The sequence below is a fragment of the Streptomyces sp. HUAS TT11 genome (assembly GCF_051553595.1).
GTDB lineage: Bacteria > Actinomycetota > Actinomycetes > Streptomycetales > Streptomycetaceae > Streptomyces.
On record NZ_CP196184.1, the window covers coordinates 6,759,489 to 6,774,104 of the forward strand.

General features: G+C 71.8%; 15 protein-coding genes. 10 read left to right on the forward strand and 5 right to left on the reverse strand.

Features of this window, described 5'->3' with window-relative positions:
* Positions 1 to 125 precede the first annotated feature (125 nt).
* On the forward strand, positions 126 to 260 hold the full coding sequence (locus tag ACSHXN_RS30160) for an SPW_0924 family protein (protein WP_107116844.1): 135 nt from the start codon (positions 126 to 128) through the stop codon (positions 258 to 260).
* Positions 261 to 330: 70 nt separating this feature from the next.
* Entirely contained in the window at positions 331 to 1,323 is a 993-nt protein-coding gene (locus ACSHXN_RS30165; RefSeq protein WP_438304345.1) for a DUF3068 domain-containing protein, read from the forward strand.
* On the opposite strand, the gene hrpB is transcribed toward ACSHXN_RS30165, so the two are convergent.
* From hrpB to ACSHXN_RS30180, 3 genes are all read right to left on the reverse strand, one after another.
* Positions 1,313 to 3,826: an ATP-dependent helicase HrpB gene (gene hrpB / locus ACSHXN_RS30170; RefSeq protein WP_438304347.1), complete on the reverse strand. Its 2,514-nt coding sequence runs from the start codon at positions 3,824 to 3,826 to the stop codon at positions 1,313 to 1,315. The two genes, ACSHXN_RS30165 and hrpB, sit on opposite strands and share 11 nt — an antisense overlap.
* A 25-nt stretch (positions 3,827 to 3,851) precedes the next feature.
* A complete protein-coding gene (locus ACSHXN_RS30175; protein WP_355798327.1) occupies positions 3,852 to 4,184 on the reverse strand; it encodes a hypothetical protein in 333 nt (110 codons plus the stop codon).
* A 129-nt stretch (positions 4,185 to 4,313) separates the two neighbouring features.
* Positions 4,314 to 5,174, reverse strand: coding sequence for a class I SAM-dependent methyltransferase (locus ACSHXN_RS30180; RefSeq protein ID WP_355130976.1), 861 nt, complete (start codon positions 5,172 to 5,174; stop codon positions 4,314 to 4,316).
* A 352-nt stretch (positions 5,175 to 5,526) separates the two neighbouring features.
* On the opposite strand from ACSHXN_RS30180, the gene rpsA reads away from it, so the two are divergent.
* The 5 genes from rpsA (at position 5,527) to ACSHXN_RS30205 (ending at position 10,995) form a co-directional block, all read left to right on the forward strand.
* On the forward strand, positions 5,527 to 7,017 hold the full coding sequence (rpsA, locus tag ACSHXN_RS30185; protein ID WP_059133144.1) for a 30S ribosomal protein S1: 1,491 nt from the start codon (positions 5,527 to 5,529) through the stop codon (positions 7,015 to 7,017).
* A gap of 208 nt (positions 7,018 to 7,225) precedes the next feature.
* Complete coding sequence (locus ACSHXN_RS30190; RefSeq protein WP_355130974.1) at positions 7,226 to 8,842, forward strand: flavin monoamine oxidase family protein; 1,617 nt, start codon at positions 7,226 to 7,228, stop codon at positions 8,840 to 8,842.
* A 123-nt stretch (positions 8,843 to 8,965) separates the two neighbouring features.
* Positions 8,966 to 9,904, forward strand: a complete 939-nt coding sequence (locus ACSHXN_RS30195) for a PAC2 family protein (protein ID WP_355130972.1) — start codon at positions 8,966 to 8,968, stop codon at positions 9,902 to 9,904.
* Between the two features lie 51 nt (positions 9,905 to 9,955).
* Complete coding sequence (coaE, locus tag ACSHXN_RS30200) at positions 9,956 to 10,564, forward strand: dephospho-CoA kinase (RefSeq protein ID WP_438304351.1); 609 nt, start codon at positions 9,956 to 9,958, stop codon at positions 10,562 to 10,564.
* Positions 10,565 to 10,614: 50 nt separating this feature from the next.
* Complete coding sequence (locus ACSHXN_RS30205) at positions 10,615 to 10,995, forward strand: tetratricopeptide repeat protein (RefSeq protein WP_059133140.1); 381 nt, start codon at positions 10,615 to 10,617, stop codon at positions 10,993 to 10,995.
* Positions 10,996 to 11,054: 59 nt separating this feature from the next.
* On the opposite strand, the gene ACSHXN_RS30210 is transcribed toward ACSHXN_RS30205, so the two are convergent.
* Positions 11,055 to 11,318, reverse strand: a complete 264-nt coding sequence (locus ACSHXN_RS30210) for a DUF6343 family protein (protein ID WP_355130968.1) — start codon at positions 11,316 to 11,318, stop codon at positions 11,055 to 11,057.
* Positions 11,319 to 11,437: 119 nt separating this feature from the next.
* Between ACSHXN_RS30210 and ACSHXN_RS30215 the strand changes: the two genes are divergently transcribed.
* The 3 genes from ACSHXN_RS30215 to ACSHXN_RS30225 all read left to right on the forward strand — a co-directional run bounded on the left by ACSHXN_RS30215 (position 11,438) and on the right by ACSHXN_RS30225 (position 13,772).
* The gene (locus ACSHXN_RS30215) at positions 11,438 to 12,424 is read left to right on the forward strand and encodes an acyltransferase domain-containing protein (protein WP_383355299.1); all 987 of its coding nucleotides are present in this window, start codon (positions 11,438 to 11,440) and stop codon (positions 12,422 to 12,424) included.
* Between the two features lie 105 nt (positions 12,425 to 12,529).
* Entirely contained in the window at positions 12,530 to 13,222 is a 693-nt protein-coding gene (locus ACSHXN_RS30220) for a class I SAM-dependent methyltransferase (protein WP_438304352.1), read from the forward strand.
* A gap of 100 nt (positions 13,223 to 13,322) precedes the next feature.
* Complete coding sequence (locus tag ACSHXN_RS30225; RefSeq protein WP_438304354.1) at positions 13,323 to 13,772, forward strand: DoxX family protein; 450 nt, start codon at positions 13,323 to 13,325, stop codon at positions 13,770 to 13,772.
* Positions 13,773 to 13,890: 118 nt separating this feature from the next.
* Here ACSHXN_RS30225 and ACSHXN_RS30230 read toward each other — a convergent pair whose 3' ends face one another.
* The gene (locus ACSHXN_RS30230; RefSeq protein ID WP_383355297.1) at positions 13,891 to 14,574 is read right to left on the reverse strand and encodes an RNA-binding S4 domain-containing protein; all 684 of its coding nucleotides are present in this window, start codon (positions 14,572 to 14,574) and stop codon (positions 13,891 to 13,893) included.
* Positions 14,575 to 14,616: the final 42 nt, after the last annotated feature.

Consider the following 14,616-nt stretch of genomic DNA (forward strand, 5'->3'; position numbering starts at 1 on the left):
AGGGCGGCGCCCCACCGGCAGGGTGGGGCGCCGCCCTCGTATGTGCGAGCTGTTCTCATCTCGTGCGCCCGTTGCTACGGTGCCGGACCTGACGCTGTATCAGCTACGGTCGCGGGGAGGCCCGTATGCGCGCCCTCATCGCGGCGGGGATCGGTCTCGCCGCCGCGCTCGCCCTGGTGTTCACCCTGACGGCCCTGGGCGCGCCCACCGGGAAGACGTCCCCGAAACCGCTGCTGACGACGGTCCCCAGCCATCCATGACGCGCGGGACCGGGAGCCGGGTCGCACGGGACCGGACAGCTGCACCCGCCCGCACAGGGAGGACGACGAGATGCGCCGCAAGGCCGGCTTGATCCTGCTCGCCCTCGCCGTGTTCTTCACGGCGCTGTCCCCACTGCTGCGCTGGTACGCCTTTCCGCGTCTGGCCGAGGTCCCGGCGAACCAGTACCAGGACATGGTCCTGGAAGCGAGGAACGCCACGCTTCTCGACTACGGCACCATGACGTCCCGCACGGTCCCCGAGGTCACGATCGTGCAGACCCTGAAGGGCGATGTGGAGGCCGGGAAGAGGATCGAGAAGTCGGCCGGGCGGGACGTGGTGGTCTGGGACGGCCTGTCCTATGTGCAGGGTCCCGACGGCAAGATGGTCTCCCGGATCCCCGAGCGCTACATCTTCGACGCGCACACCCAGGAACCCGTCCACGCGACCGGCGAGTCGGTCGACGGCGATCCCGTCCGTCGCGACGGCATCGAGTTCAAGTGGCCCTTCCTGACACAGAAGAGGGACTACGAGTACTTCGACGCGCAGGCGCGCGTCACGGCGCCCATCCACTACAAGGGCACACAGACCTTCCGGGGCGTGAAGGTCTACTGCTTCGAGCAGACCGTCCCCTGGACGAAGGTCCCCTTCCCCAAGACCATGCCCGTCCGGGGCATCACCCCCGAATCGGTCGCGAAGACCGGCACGACGCGCTGGTACACCACGGTCCGCAGGTTCTGGGTGGAGCCCGTGACCGGCGCGCCCGTCTACGGCGAGGAGATCCACAAGGAGGAGCTGCGCGGCGGCACGCTCCTCGGAGGCCGCGCCAAGGTCACGGCGTTCGCGGGGCATGTGAAGATGCGCGAGGACTACATCAGGTCGACGGTCGCTCTGGTCAAGCACAACCGCACGCTCGTGCTGATGCTCACGGCCCGTCTGCCGTGGGGCTTTCTCGCCCTCGGCGGCTGCCTGCTGTCGCTGTCCCTCCTCCTCGAGGCCCGCGGCCGGCGCCCGGGCGGGGCCGCTCCAGTCAGCGCGCGGGAGCCCGACCCGGTCACCGCCTGAGCCGCGCGTTGGTGTGCCGGGTCGGTTCCGCGCCGGCCGGGTCCTCCGGCCAGGGGTGCTTGGGATAGCGGCCCCGCAGTTCCGCCCGCACGGCGCGGTAGCCGTCCCGCCAGAAGGAGGCGAGGTCTGCGGTGACGGCGGCGGGGCGTCCGGCGGGGGAGAGCAGATGCACCAGAACGGGGACCCCGGCGATCTCGGGTGAGTCCTGCAGCCCGAACATCTCCTGCAGCTTCACGGCGAGGACGGGCCGCTCGGGGTCCGCGTAGTCGACGCGTATCGCGGACCCGCTCGGGACGGTGATCCGCTCCGGGGCGAGTTCGTCGAGGCGGGCGGCCGCACCGGTGGCCCAGGGCAGCAGCCGGGCGAGGGCCCCCGCGGCGTCGATCCGCGCGAGATCGGCGCGTCGCCGTGCGCGGCTCAGCTCGGGCTCGAGCCATTCGTCCACGCGCGCGTGGAGCGCGTCGTCGGTGACCTCCGGCCAGGGCGCACCCAGGTGCAGCCGCAGAAAGGCGAGACGCTGCCGCAGCAGCCGGGCGCCCGGCGACCAGTGCAGCAGCCCGAACCCCTCCTGCCGCAGCCCTTCGAGAAGGGCCTCCCGCACCAGAACCGGGGCGGTGTCCCGCAGGGGCCGCACCGTCAGCTCGACGGCTCCGAGCCGCTCGACACGCCGGGCGACGACATCCCCGCCGGCCCAGCGCACCTCGTCGTCCGTGGCGTGCAGAGCGGCGGCGGCACGGCGGGCCACGTGCTCGTCCACCACGGCGGCGTGCCGCACGCGCGCGTGCCCCGCCCCGAGGGGCCGGTCCGCGACGGCCACGGCGAGCCACGGCGCGCCGCGCAGACGCGATCCGGCCGCCGGCTCGGCACGTGTGCCGTTCACCATCAGGAACGAACCGCCGTCGGCCCGGGCGAGCCGCTCGGGGAAGGCGAGGGCGGCGACAAGACCGGCCACATGGTCGTCCTGCGCCCTCGCCACGCCGCCCACGTCCGGCAGCCGCGGTGCGTCCGCCGCGGCCCGCAGCCGGCGCGCCTCCTCCCGCCAGCGCGCCGCGTACGCGTCACCTCCGCGGCGTGCCGTCCGCCACGCCGCCGCCAGATCGTCCCCGTACTCCCGCGGCGGTTCCTCGCTCAGCAGGGCGACCACCTCGGCGGCCCGCTCCGGACCGACCTCCGCGGCGGCGTCCAGCAGCGCCCGGGCGAGCCGCGGATGCAGACCGAGCCGGGACATCCGCACGCCCCGCTCCGTGGCCCGTCCCTCGGGATCCACGGCGCCGACGGCCGCCAGGACCGATCTCGCCGCCGCCATCGCCCCGCCCGGCGGCGGGTCCAGGAGCGCGAGCCCGGACGCGTCCGGATCGCCCCAGCAGGCCGCCTGCAACGCGAAGGCGGTCAGATCGGCCAGCCGGATCTCCGGGGCGGGGAAGCGGGGGAGCCGAGTGTCCTCCGCCTCGGACCAGCACCGGTACACCCGGCCCGGGGCCTCACGCCCCGCCCGGCCCGCGCGCTGTCCGCCCGCCGCCTGCGAGGCCCGTACCGTCGTCAGCGCGCTCAGCCCGCGTGCGTGGTCCACCCGCGGTTCCCGGGCGAGTCCGCAGTCGACGACCACCCGCACCCCGGGCACGGTCAGCGACGACTCCGCGACGGCGGTCGCCAGCACCACCCGCCGCCCTGTTCCGGGGGACAGCACGGCGTCCTGCACGGCCGCCGGCGCCCGCCCGTGCACCTGGAGCACCTCGACGCCGCCCAGGTCGCCCAGTTGCCCCGCCACCCGCGCGATCTCGCCCACGCCCGGCAGGAAGCACAGCACGTCGCCCTCGCACTCCGCGAGTGCCCGCCGCACCAGCGACGCGACATGCGCGAGCAGCGCCGGGTCCACACGCAGGCCGTGCGGCGGCCGCACGGGGCGCGCGGGAGGCGCCCACACCACCTCGACGGGGTGCGACACGCCTTCCGCCTCGACCACCGGAGCCCCGCCCAGCAGCCCGGCCCAGCCCTGCGCGTCCGTCGTCGCGGAGGCGGCCACCAGCCGCAGCTCCGGGCGCAGCGTCGCCCGTACGTCCAGCAGGAATGCGGCGACCGTGTCGGCGTCCAGGTGCCGCTCGTGGCACTCGTCCAGCACGACGACGTCGACGCCCGCCAGCTCCTGGTCGCGCTGCAGCCGCTGGAGCAGCACTCCGGTCGTGACGACCTCCACGCGCGTGTGCCGCCCCACCACGCGTTCGCCGCGCACGGTGTAGCCGACGCTGTCCCCGGCCTTCTCGCCGAGCAGCCACGCCATCCGCCGTGCCGCGGCGCGCGCGGCGATCCGCCGGGGCTCCGCGACCACGACGCGGCGTGCCGGGCCCTCACCGACCAGTCCGGCGAGGACCAGCGGCACGAGCGTCGTCTTCCCGGTGCCGGGCGGCGCGCACAGCACCGCCGTGCCGTGGTCGTCCAGCGCGTCCCGGAGCGCGGGGACGGCGGAGTGCACGGGCAGGCGGTCGAGGGCGTCGCGGCGGATCACCGCACCAGTGTTCCAGGCGGGCACATCAGGGGAGGAAGACGTGCTCGCAGCGGCGGCAGAACAGCTTTCTGCGCCACTCGGCGCGCCGCCTCGCGGTCTGGGCCGCCTTGTCGCGCAGCGACACCAGCCAGACCCCTCCGCCGGCCACCCCGACGAACCCCAGCCACGCCTCGGAGACCAGCAGGGCGCAGCCCACGGTCAGCAGCCCGACGGGTCCCGCCCACCGCTCGTCGTCCAGCGGGGGACGGGCGAGGTGCGGCGCCACGGCCCGGGCTTGAGGCGGCAGGGCCCGCCAGTGGGCGCGGAGCCTCGTGGTCCTGTCGCTCCGCTCGCAGACCGGGCAGATGTGCATGCGCATACCCCCAGCACGCATGGCGCCGCACGCCACATCCCGAGGGCGACGTGTCGACATGTCGTTTGTGCCCTGTGCGCACCACCGGCATACGCGAACGGGTGCCCTCGTCGCGGATTGGCCGGAACCGCCCGCTCAGCCCCGCTCGCACACGAATATCGCCGTCCCCGGGATCAGGCCGCCGCGCAGCGGCGACCAGCCGCCCCACTCCGAGCTGTTCCAGGCGGGCCATTGCGGCTCCACCAGATCGACGAGCCGGAAACCGGACGCCGTGATGTCCCGCACCCGGTCGCCGAGCGTGCGGTGGTGTTCCACGTACACCGCACGGCCCTCGTCGTCCTGCTCCACGTACGGCGTGCGGTCGAAGTACGAGGCCGACACCGACAGGCCCTCGGGCCCCGGCTCGTCCGGGAACGCCCAGCGGATCGGGTGGGTCACGGAGAACACGAAGCGGCCGCCGGGACGCAGCACCCGGTGCACCTCCCGCAGGACCAGGACCGGGTCCGCGACGAACGGCAGCGCCCCGTAGGCGGAACACGCCAGGTCGAAGGAGGCGTCCCGGAAGGGCAGGACGGCGGCGTCGGCCTGGACCAGGGGGACGGAGCCGCCGATGCGCAGGGCGTGCTGGAGCTGCCGGTGCGAGAGGTCGAGCGCCACCGGGCGCGCGCCCTGGCCGGCCAGCCAGCGCGAGCACTGCGCCGCGCCGGCGCCGATCTCCAGGACGTCCTTGCCCTTGAGGTCGTCCGGTCGGCCGAGCAGTTCGGCCTCGACCTCGTCGAGGCCCTCGGGGCACCACACGAAGCGGTCGTCGCCGAGGAACGTGCCGTGTTCGATCTGGTATTCGTCCGCGTTCCGGTCCCACCAGCCCCGGTTGGCCCGGGCACTCTCGGTGACACCCGCCGTGCGTCGGGTGGCTTCCGGCTCGAACTGTTCGGGCTCTTGGATGATGGGCTCCCTCGTCGTACTCTTCCGTCCAACCCGTCGCCGCGGTGTCACCGGCGATGCGTCTCCGGCCCGTGTGACCTGGTGGCGCAGTCCGGTACACGCCGGTGGCGCACGGGGATTGTGCCGGGAATGCGGCTATCTGCCCCGGGTGTGCGCCTTCGCGCATTGACCCTGTCCGGCTGCCCCCGTATGCTACAAGTTGCGCTGCGGGCCTGCGCGCCTCAGACGGAGCAGGCTGCGCTCGCATCTGTTGTATGTCCCCTCGGTTCTCGAGGCGCCACCGGGCACCCGGTGTCCTGAAAAGGTGGCGCTTCCTTGGCTGTCCGGCTTCTGCAGAGCGAAACGGGCTCCCGGCGTAAGCAGTGCCTACGACTTCAATGTCCGTACCGGAGCCCTTTCCCACATGACGAGCAGCACCGAGACCACCGCCACCACCCCGCAGGTAGCGGTCAACGACATCGGTAACGAGGAAGCCTTCCTCGCCGCGATCGACGAGACGATCAAGTACTTCAACGACGGCGACATCGTCGACGGCGTCATCGTGAAGGTCGACCGGGACGAGGTCCTGCTCGACATCGGTTACAAGACCGAAGGTGTCATCCCGAGCCGCGAGCTCTCGATCAAGCACGACGTCGACCCGAACGAGGTCGTTGCCGTCGGCGACGAGATCGAGGCCCTGGTCCTCCAGAAGGAGGACAAGGAAGGCCGCCTGATCCTCTCGAAGAAGCGCGCCCAGTACGAGCGTGCCTGGGGCACCATCGAGAAGATCAAGGAAGAGGACGGCATCGTCACCGGTACCGTCATCGAGGTCGTCAAGGGTGGTCTCATCCTCGACATCGGCCTCCGCGGCTTCCTCCCGGCCTCGCTGGTCGAGATGCGCCGTGTCCGCGACCTCCAGCCGTACGTCGGCAAGGAGCTCGAGGCGAAGATCATCGAGCTGGACAAGAACCGCAACAACGTGGTCCTGTCCCGCCGTGCCTGGCTGGAGCAGACCCAGTCCGAGGTCCGCCAGACGTTTCTCACGACCCTCCAGAAGGGTCAGGTCCGCTCCGGTGTGGTCTCCTCGATCGTCAACTTCGGTGCCTTCGTGGACCTGGGTGGCGTCGACGGTCTGGTCCACGTCTCCGAGCTGTCCTGGAAGCACATCGACCACCCGTCCGAGGTTGTCGAGGTCGGCCAGGAGGTCACCGTCGAGGTCCTCGACGTCGACATGGACCGCGAGCGTGTCTCCCTGTCGCTGAAGGCGACCCAGGAAGACCCGTGGCAGCAGTTCGCCCGCACCCACCAGATCGGCCAGGTCGTGCCCGGCAAGGTCACGAAGCTGGTTCCGTTCGGTGCGTTCGTCCGCGTGGACGAGGGCATCGAGGGTCTGGTCCACATCTCCGAGCTGGCCGAGCGCCACGTGGAGATCCCGGAGCAGGTCGTCCAGGTCAACGACGAGATCTTCGTCAAGGTCATCGACATCGACCTCGAGCGCCGTCGCATCAGCCTCTCGCTGAAGCAGGCCAACGAGTCCTTCGGTGCCGACCCGGCCTCGGTCGAGTTCGACCCGACCCTGTACGGCATGGCCGCGTCCTACGACGACCAGGGCAACTACATCTACCCCGAGGGCTTCGACCCCGAGACCAACGACTGGCTCGAGGGCTACGAGAAGCAGCGCGAGGAGTGGGAGCGCCAGTACGCCGAGGCGCAGCAGCGCTTCGAGCAGCACCAGCAGCAGGTCATCAAGTCCCGCGAGGCGGACGCCGCCGCTGCCGCCGAGGGCGGCGAGGCCGCCGCTCCGGCCGCGACCGGCGGTTCGTACTCCTCCGAGGGCAGCGACACCTCCGGTGCTCTCGCCTCGGACGAGGCGCTCGCCGCTCTGCGTGAGAAGCTGGCCGGCGGCCAGAGCTGACGCTCACCGCTGAGGCTGCTTAGCCGATAGCCGAGGGCCCGCACCCGATCAGGGTGCGGGCCCTCGGTGTCGGTGTCCGCCCGCTCCCCGGACAGGCCGTACTGGACACTGCAGAAACGTGTGGGTTACACCGGCAACCGATGGGCCGTAACCGGCCACTGCCAGGCTTCCCCGGTCTTCGTTCAAGATCGGAAGGGGAGCCCATTCCATGGCACAGCCTCAGCACGGGTCGGGAACGAGTCGGCGGGCGTTTCTGAGAAACGTCGGTCTCACCGGCGGCGCCGGCGCCATGTTCGCCACCATGGGGGCGCTCGGCCTCGCCCCCACCGCCGCCTACGCGGCCGAGAAGGAGGCGCCGTTCCAGGCGCCCCGCCGCAGCGACTTCACCCTCCAGGGGCGATCCGGCAGACCCGCCGACGTCGTCGTCATCGGAGCCGGCATCGCCGGTCTCACCTGCGCCTACGAGCTGGGCAAGGCCGGATACGACTGTACGGTCCTCGAAGCCCGCGACCGGGTCGGCGGCCGCAACCTCACCGTCCGCGGCGGCGACCGGCTCACGGACATCAACGGTGTCGAGCAGACGGCCCGCTTCAGCAAGGGCCAGTACATGAACGCGGGCCCCGCCCGGCTCGCCCAGTGGATGGTCACCCTCGACTACTGCCGTGAACTGGGCGTGCCCATCGAGGTGTTCACCAACTCCAACGCCAGCGCCCTCGTCTACAACCCGGGCAGAGGCATGACCGCACCGGTCCGGTACCGGACCGCGAAGGCCGACGTCTACGGCTACGTCTCCGAACTGCTCTCCAAGGCCACCAACGCCGGTGCCCTCGACGGCGAGTTGACGGCCGACGACAAGGAGCGGCTGCTCACCTTCCTCAAGAGCTACGGCTCCCTCGGCGCCGACTACACGTACGCGGGAACCGAGCACCGCGGCTTCACCGTGGACCCGGGCGCCTCCGGCACACCCGGCGACGAACTCGGCGGCGTGCCCTCCCTGTCCGAGGTCTTCGCGTCCAACGTGGGCCGCTATTTCTCCTTCGAGTTCGGCTACGACCAGGCGATGCTGATGTTCCAGCCGGTCGGCGGCATGGACCGGATACCCGAGGCCTTCGCCCGTGCCATCGGCCAGGAACGGATCCGGACGGGCGCGGTGGTCACCGACATCAAGAACACCGGTGACGGCGTCTGCGTCACCTACACCCAGCACGGCCGCACCCGGGTGGTCAAGGCCGACTACTGCGTCGCCACCCTGGCCCCGCACCTGCTCGCGAGGACCCCGCACAACCTCGGTTCCGAGGTGCAGACCGCGCTCCTGGCGGTGAAGCCCTCCTACGCCTCGAAGATCGGCCTCGAGTACAGGAGCCGCTGGTGGGAGAAGGACCTGAGGATCTTCGGTGGCATCACCGAGACCGACATGGACCTGGACCACATCTGGTACCCGTCCTACGGCCATCTCGGTGACCGCGGTCTGATCATCGGCTACTACAACACGGGTGCCCACTCCGAGGTGTACTCGGCGCTCACCCCGGCCGAACGCCTGGAACGCGCCGTGGCCCAGGGCGTCATGATCCACGGAGACAAGTACCGCACCGAACTGGCCGCCTCCCTCTCCCACCAGTGGAAGCTCGTCCCCCATCTCGAGGGCGCCTGGCACTCCATGCCCGGCGGCCCCGACGCCCCGGCGTACGCACCGCTCAACAAGCCGCGGGGCAACGTGTACTTCGCCGGTGACTACCTGAGCTACCTGGACGCCTGGCAGCACGGGGCGATCTCCTCGGCACGCAAGGTCGTCACGGAACTGCACCAGCGCGTCCTCGCCTCCTGAGACGACCCGTCACCGCGGCGATCCGGCCGGGCCGAAGCGCCACGGCGACGATCCCGGGGGATACGGGAATGCCCGTGTCCCCCGGGGCGTTGACCACGGCGAACACGAGGAGGAGCGGTCTACGTGCTTGATCCGCAGGGTTTGTACGCATGGGAGCCGAAGGGCCTGGCCGTCGTCGACATGGCGCTCGCCCAGGAGTCGGCCGGATTGGTCATGCTCTACCACTTCGACGGCTACATCGACGCGGGTGAGACCGGCGACCAGATCGTCGACCGGCTCCTCGACTCGCTGCCCCACCAGGTCGTGGCCCGCTTCGACCACGACCGGCTCGTCGACTACCGCGCCCGCCGTCCGCTGCTCACCTTCAAGCGCGACCGCTGGGCCGGGTACGAGGAGCCCTCGATCGAGGTGCGCCTCGTCCAGGACGCCACCGGGGCGCCCTTCCTGCTGCTGTCCGGTCCCGAGCCCGACGTCGAGTGGGAGCGCTTCGCCGCCGCCGTCCGTCAGATCGTGGAACGGCTCGGCGTCCGTCTGTCCGTGAGCTTCCACGGGATCCCGATGGGCGTGCCGCACACCCGCCCGGTGGGCCTCACCCCGCACGGCAACCGCACCGACCTCGTTCCGGGCCACGGCAGCCCCTTCGACGAGGCGCAGGTACCCGGCAGCGCCGAGTCCCTGCTCGAGTACCGGCTGATGCAGGCGGGACACGACGTCCTGGGCGTCGCGGCCCATGTGCCCCACTACATCGCCCGCTCTGCCTACCCGGACGCCGCGCTGACCGTCCTGGAGGCCATCACGGCCGCGACCGGACTCGTTCTGCCGACCGTCGCGCACACCCTGCGCACGGACGCCTACCGCACGCAGACGGAGATCGACCGGCAGATCCAGGAGGGCGACGAGGAACTGGTCGCCCTCGTGCAGGGCCTCGAGCACCAGTACGACGCCGCAGCGGGGGCCGAGACCCGCGGCAACATGCTCGCCGAGCCCGTCGAGATCCCGTCCGCGGACGAGATCGGGCAGGAATTCGAGCGCTTCCTGGCGGAACGCGAGGGCGACGGCTGAACGCGGGGGCTGTCCTGCCCGCCGTCGGTGGCAGGCCGTAGGCTTTCGGTCATGCTGAAGGTGGGCCTGACCGGGGGTATCGGAGCCGGCAAGAGCGAGGTGTCGCGCCTGCTCGTGGAGTGCGGGGCCGTGCTGATCGACGCGGACCGCATCGCGCGCGAGGTCGTCGCTCGCGGAACCCCGGGGCTGGCCGCGATCGCCGACACCTTCGGGGCGGGCGTCCTCGCGCCGGACGGCAGCCTGGACCGGCCCAAGCTCGGCTCCGTAGTGTTCGCCGACCCGGAGAAGCTCGCCACCCTGAACGCGATCGTGCACCCTCTGGTGGGCGCCCGCTCCCGGGAGCTGGAGGCCGCCGCGCCCGAGGACGCCGTCGTTGTGCACGACGTCCCCCTCCTCGCCGAGAACGCGCTCGCCCCGCTGTACGACGTCGTGGTCGTCGTCGACGCGAGCCCCGCCACCCAGCTCGACCGGCTCGTCCGGCTGCGCGGCATGACCGAGGAGGACGCACGCGCGCGCATGGCCGCGCAGGCGACACGGGACAAGCGCCTGGAGATCGCGGACATCGTGATCGACAACGATGTGGATCTGCCCCGGCTGGAGCGGAGCGTAAGGGACGTATGGGTGGATCTCGTACGCAGGGCGCGTCGCTCACAGGAATAGCGGTCACCATCGGGGGCGTTGAACCGGTGCAGTAAGGGAAGGACTTTGCCGTGCCCGAGAACAGCGATCCGACCGGACGTACTCCGGAGACACACGTGATCGACTTCCGCGCCGCCGAGCAGCTGCTGGCCGCGCGGGACCCGCGGGGCGCGGTGAAACTGCTCGACGGCGTGATCGCCGCTCATCCGGAGAACACCGCCGCGCGGCTGCTGCGCGCACGTGCCTTCTTCGCCGCCGCGCAACTGCGTCCCGCCGAGCTGGAGTTCAGCATCGTGCTGGAGCGTGAGCCGGACAACGCCTTCGCGCACTTCGCGCTGGCCCGCACCTACGAGCGCCAGGCGCGGCCGGAGGAGGCGAAGCGGCACTTCCGGCTGGCGGCGGCCCTGGACCCGAACCCGCAGTACCTGAAGGCGGCACGCTTCGACTCATAGCGGGCTCGCCGTCCTCGGCGAGCCGTCGCTCCGTGCGCCGCCGGGCCTCCCGGGGCCCGCTATCTTCGGCGGTCCGGCGGGGTGTACGGCGGGACGTCGCGGCCCGGCTGCCAGTGCGGGCCCTGGTGCATATGGTGCAGGATCACGGCCAGGTCCACCGCGACGACCAGCCACAGGACACCGCACGCGGCCGCCCAGCCGGGCCGGCCCACCAGGGCGAAGGCGACCGTTCCGAACGTCGCCCAGACCAGACCCCACACGCTCAGCCAGAAGCGTGCCCGCAGCGCACTGCGCGCTGTCGCCGGCTCACTGCCCGTACGCATTCACATCACTACTCCCACCAGGACAAGTACCCTTCGTCGTGCACGTTCACCAGGGAACGGTGACCGGATCCCATCGATCGCGCCGGAGCGCGGGACCGGTCCCCGGGGGAGGGGCGATGGTGCTGCTGAAGGCGCTGCGGGCGGACGCGAGGCTCGCCGAGTGGCTGAGGGATCTCGAGAGCGAGGAGGACGCTCCCCGGGAGGCCGTCCTGCCCCACGCGGACGAGCTGCCCGACGTCCTGCTCGATCTGTCGGTACCCCACGAGGACATCAACGACCTCGTCGCGCTCCGGAGCCGGCTGGTGCAGGACGACGAGACGATGGCCCTGCTGGCGCGGTGCGTCGCCCGCTTCGTGCGGGACATGGGGGAGATCGGGAAGGGCTGGGAGCCCCCGTCGTTCCCGGAGTCGGCGGGACAGCTCGGGCGGCTCTTCCATGTGTACGTCTTCGTCGCGGCTCTGCCGTATGTGCGCGCCTACCACCGTGGGCGCGGCGTCCCGGAGGACGTCTCCCGCCGTACGCTCGCCGACCTCGGCCGGCAGATGGCCGTGCACCGGCGGCGGCGCGGCACGGGCGGGCTGCTGTTCCCCTGGTGGACGGCGCTGCACTTCCACGGGGAGCTGTTCCAGCTGGGACGGCTGCAGTACCAGCGCGCACGGCTCGGGCAGCGCACCGGCGAGGCCGTCACGGCGGCGGGCGGGAGGCCGGGGCCCGGGGACCCGTGCCTGAGCCTGCACATACCCGACTTCCGCGGCCCGCTCACACCCTCCGCCTGCGAGCGGTCGCTGGCACTCGCCCGTGCCTTCTTCGCCGAGCACTTCCCCGAGGAGCAGTACGAGATCGCCGTCTGCCACTCCTGGCTGCTGGACCCGCAGCTCAAGCACTATCTCCCGGGTGACTCGAACATCATCCGCTTCCAGGACCGCTTCGAGCTCACGCACCAGGAGACGACACCGGACGACGGCGTGCCCGTCGGTTTCGTCTTCGGAGATCCCGAACTGCCGGTGGCGGACCTGCCGCGACGGAGCAGCGTCGAGCGGGCCGTGGTGGACCATCTGCGGGCGGGCGGGCACTGGTACGGGGGGCACGGCTGGTTCGTGCTCTGATCGGCTCGGTCATACGTTCCATCCCCGAACGTTCACTCCATCGAGTGAGGGGGTTGAGGGAACGGGGAGCGCAGCGCGGCCCGTTGGACGGGTATGAAGGTGACGATGCGGGACGGTTACGAGGGTACGGGCCCCGGCGCGATCACACCCGACGGCTGCGCGGTCGAGTTGTACTCACGGCTGCCGATCGGGGACGAGCCGGACATCATCGCCGCGGCGGTGCCCGCGGGCGCGCACATCCTGGAGCTGGGCAGCGGGGTCGGACGGATGACCCATCCGCTGCTGGAGCGCGGCTTCACGGTCACGGCGGTGGACGAGTCGCCGGAGATGCTGGAGCGGGTGCGTGGCGCGCGCACGCTCTGCGGCGCGATCGAGGCCCTCGAGCTGGACGAGACGTTCGACGTGGTGATGCTCGCCTCGTTCCTGGTGCACGCCGGGGACGTGGAGGTGCGGCGGGGACTGCTGCGGGCGTGCCTCCGCCATGTGGCGCCCGGCGGGTGTGTGCTGATCCAGCGCGAGGGGGAGGACTACCACACCGACATGCCGCGTGAGCGTGTCGATCCGAGCGGCTTCACCGTGCGGATCGTGTCCTCGCAGCCGGTCGGTGACGGAGTCAACTCGGTGCGCGCGGAGTACGAGTTCCCCGACGCGGCCTGGACGCAGACCTTCCTGGCCCGGCCACTGAGCAGAGAGGCCTTCGAGGAGGCGCTCGAAGAGGCCGGGCTGCGGGTGGACCGGTATCTGACCGAGGACCGGATATGGGTGCGAGCGGTGCCGGCGGACGCGGCAGGCGGGTGAGCTCTCGGGGAAGCATGACGGGCGGACGGCGATGAGTTGAGGGAAGCACACGGGTCTACCTCTGTGACAGCACCACACACCGATCACCGAGGAGCACCCCATGTCCGAGACCACCGCACCCCGTGCCGCCTCCGCCGTCCCCGTCACGGACCACGGGCGCAGCCGCGGCCGTCGTGCCGAGCTCTCGCTGTACGCGCTGGAGATCGCGCTCGCGCTCTTCTACGGAGTCGCGAGCGCGCTGCCGAAACTGATCGCGCATCCGTCGGCCGCCGAGTCCTTCGACAGGATCGGCTGGGGAAGCACGGGGATGTACATCATCGGCGCACTGGAGCTGGCCGGGGCGGTCGCGCTGCTGATCCCGGTGCTGTCGTCGGTCGCGGCGGTGGCGCTGTCCGCGCTGATGGCAGGTGCCTTCATCGTGCAGCTCACGGTCTTCGACGGCCAGAACGCGGCCACCCCGCTGATCCTGCTGGTCCCGTTGATCCTGATCGCCTGGGCCCGCCGCCACCGCTCGGCCGAGCTGCTCCGTTCCGTACGACACGGGGCATGACCGCCCCGAGCGGGCGGCCGCTCATGTGCCGGTGCGAGGGGGACATCCGGGCCGGACCGGCCCCGGCACGGCCCGCCGCCCCGTTTTCCGCTGCGGTTCGCAGGTCCACGGCCCGCGCTCACAGCGCTTCGGCGCCGCCCTGGTCGTCCGTCCGGCCGCGGCCTTCGGACGGGCGCCGGCCGGCCGATCGGTTCTGCGACCGGCCCTGGCCCTGTGCCCGAAGAGCCTCGGCGAAGCCGCCGGGTGCCGCTCCGAGGCCGCGGAGGCGTTCCATCTCGCGGCGATCGCGCTTGGTGGGGCGACCGGTGCCGCGGTCGCGGATGCCGGCCGGGGCCACCGCCTCGCGGGGCGGCGGGGGCGGGCTGTTGTCGATGTAGCACTGGACGGCCACCGGGGCTCCGACCCGTTTGCGGATCAGCTGCTTGACGACGACGATCCGCTCCCGGCCCTCGTGCCGCAGCCGTACCTCGTCGCCGACGCGGACGGCGTACGCGGGCTTCACCCGCTCCCCGTTCACCCGCACATGGCCGCCCTTGCAGGCGTCGGCGCCGATCGAGCGGGTCTTCACGAGCCGCACGGACCAGATCCAGCTGTCGATGCGCACGCTCTCGCCGTTGGACGGCCCCGCCGCCTTCGCGGCCGCCACCGCGGCGGCCGTCTTCGCGTCCACGGTCTGCCCGCCCGCGGCGCCGGCGCCCGTGCCCGTGCCCTCGGGGTCCGCCGGGCCCGATGCGTCGGACGTACGGCTCGTCCCGCCCGTGCCGGTGTCCCGCCGGTCCCCGGCCTCGCGGTCCGGGCCCATCCCGGACTCCCGGTCCATGACCGTCCGGCCCGTCCTGTCGTC

Coding starts and splice junctions, on each gene's coding strand:
- ACSHXN_RS30160 (WP_107116844.1), top strand. CDS start 126: ATGCGCGCCCTCATCGCGGCGGGGATCGGTCTCGCCGCCGCGCTCGCC.
- ACSHXN_RS30165 (WP_438304345.1), top strand. CDS start 331: ATGCGCCGCAAGGCCGGCTTGATCCTGCTCGCCCTCGCCGTGTTCTTC.
- ACSHXN_RS30175 (WP_355798327.1), bottom strand. CDS start 4,184: ATGCGCATGCACATCTGCCCGGTCTGCGAGCGGAGCGACAGGACCACG.
- rpsA (WP_059133144.1), top strand. CDS start 5,527: ATGACGAGCAGCACCGAGACCACCGCCACCACCCCGCAGGTAGCGGTC.
- ACSHXN_RS30190 (WP_355130974.1), top strand. CDS start 7,226: ATGGCACAGCCTCAGCACGGGTCGGGAACGAGTCGGCGGGCGTTTCTG.
- coaE (WP_438304351.1), top strand. CDS start 9,956: ATGCTGAAGGTGGGCCTGACCGGGGGTATCGGAGCCGGCAAGAGCGAG.
- ACSHXN_RS30210 (WP_355130968.1), bottom strand. CDS start 11,318: ATGCGTACGGGCAGTGAGCCGGCGACAGCGCGCAGTGCGCTGCGGGCA.
- ACSHXN_RS30220 (WP_438304352.1), top strand. CDS start 12,530: ATGCGGGACGGTTACGAGGGTACGGGCCCCGGCGCGATCACACCCGAC.
- ACSHXN_RS30225 (WP_438304354.1), top strand. CDS start 13,323: ATGTCCGAGACCACCGCACCCCGTGCCGCCTCCGCCGTCCCCGTCACG.
- ACSHXN_RS30230 (WP_383355297.1), bottom strand. CDS start 14,574: ATGGGCCCGGACCGCGAGGCCGGGGACCGGCGGGACACCGGCACGGGC.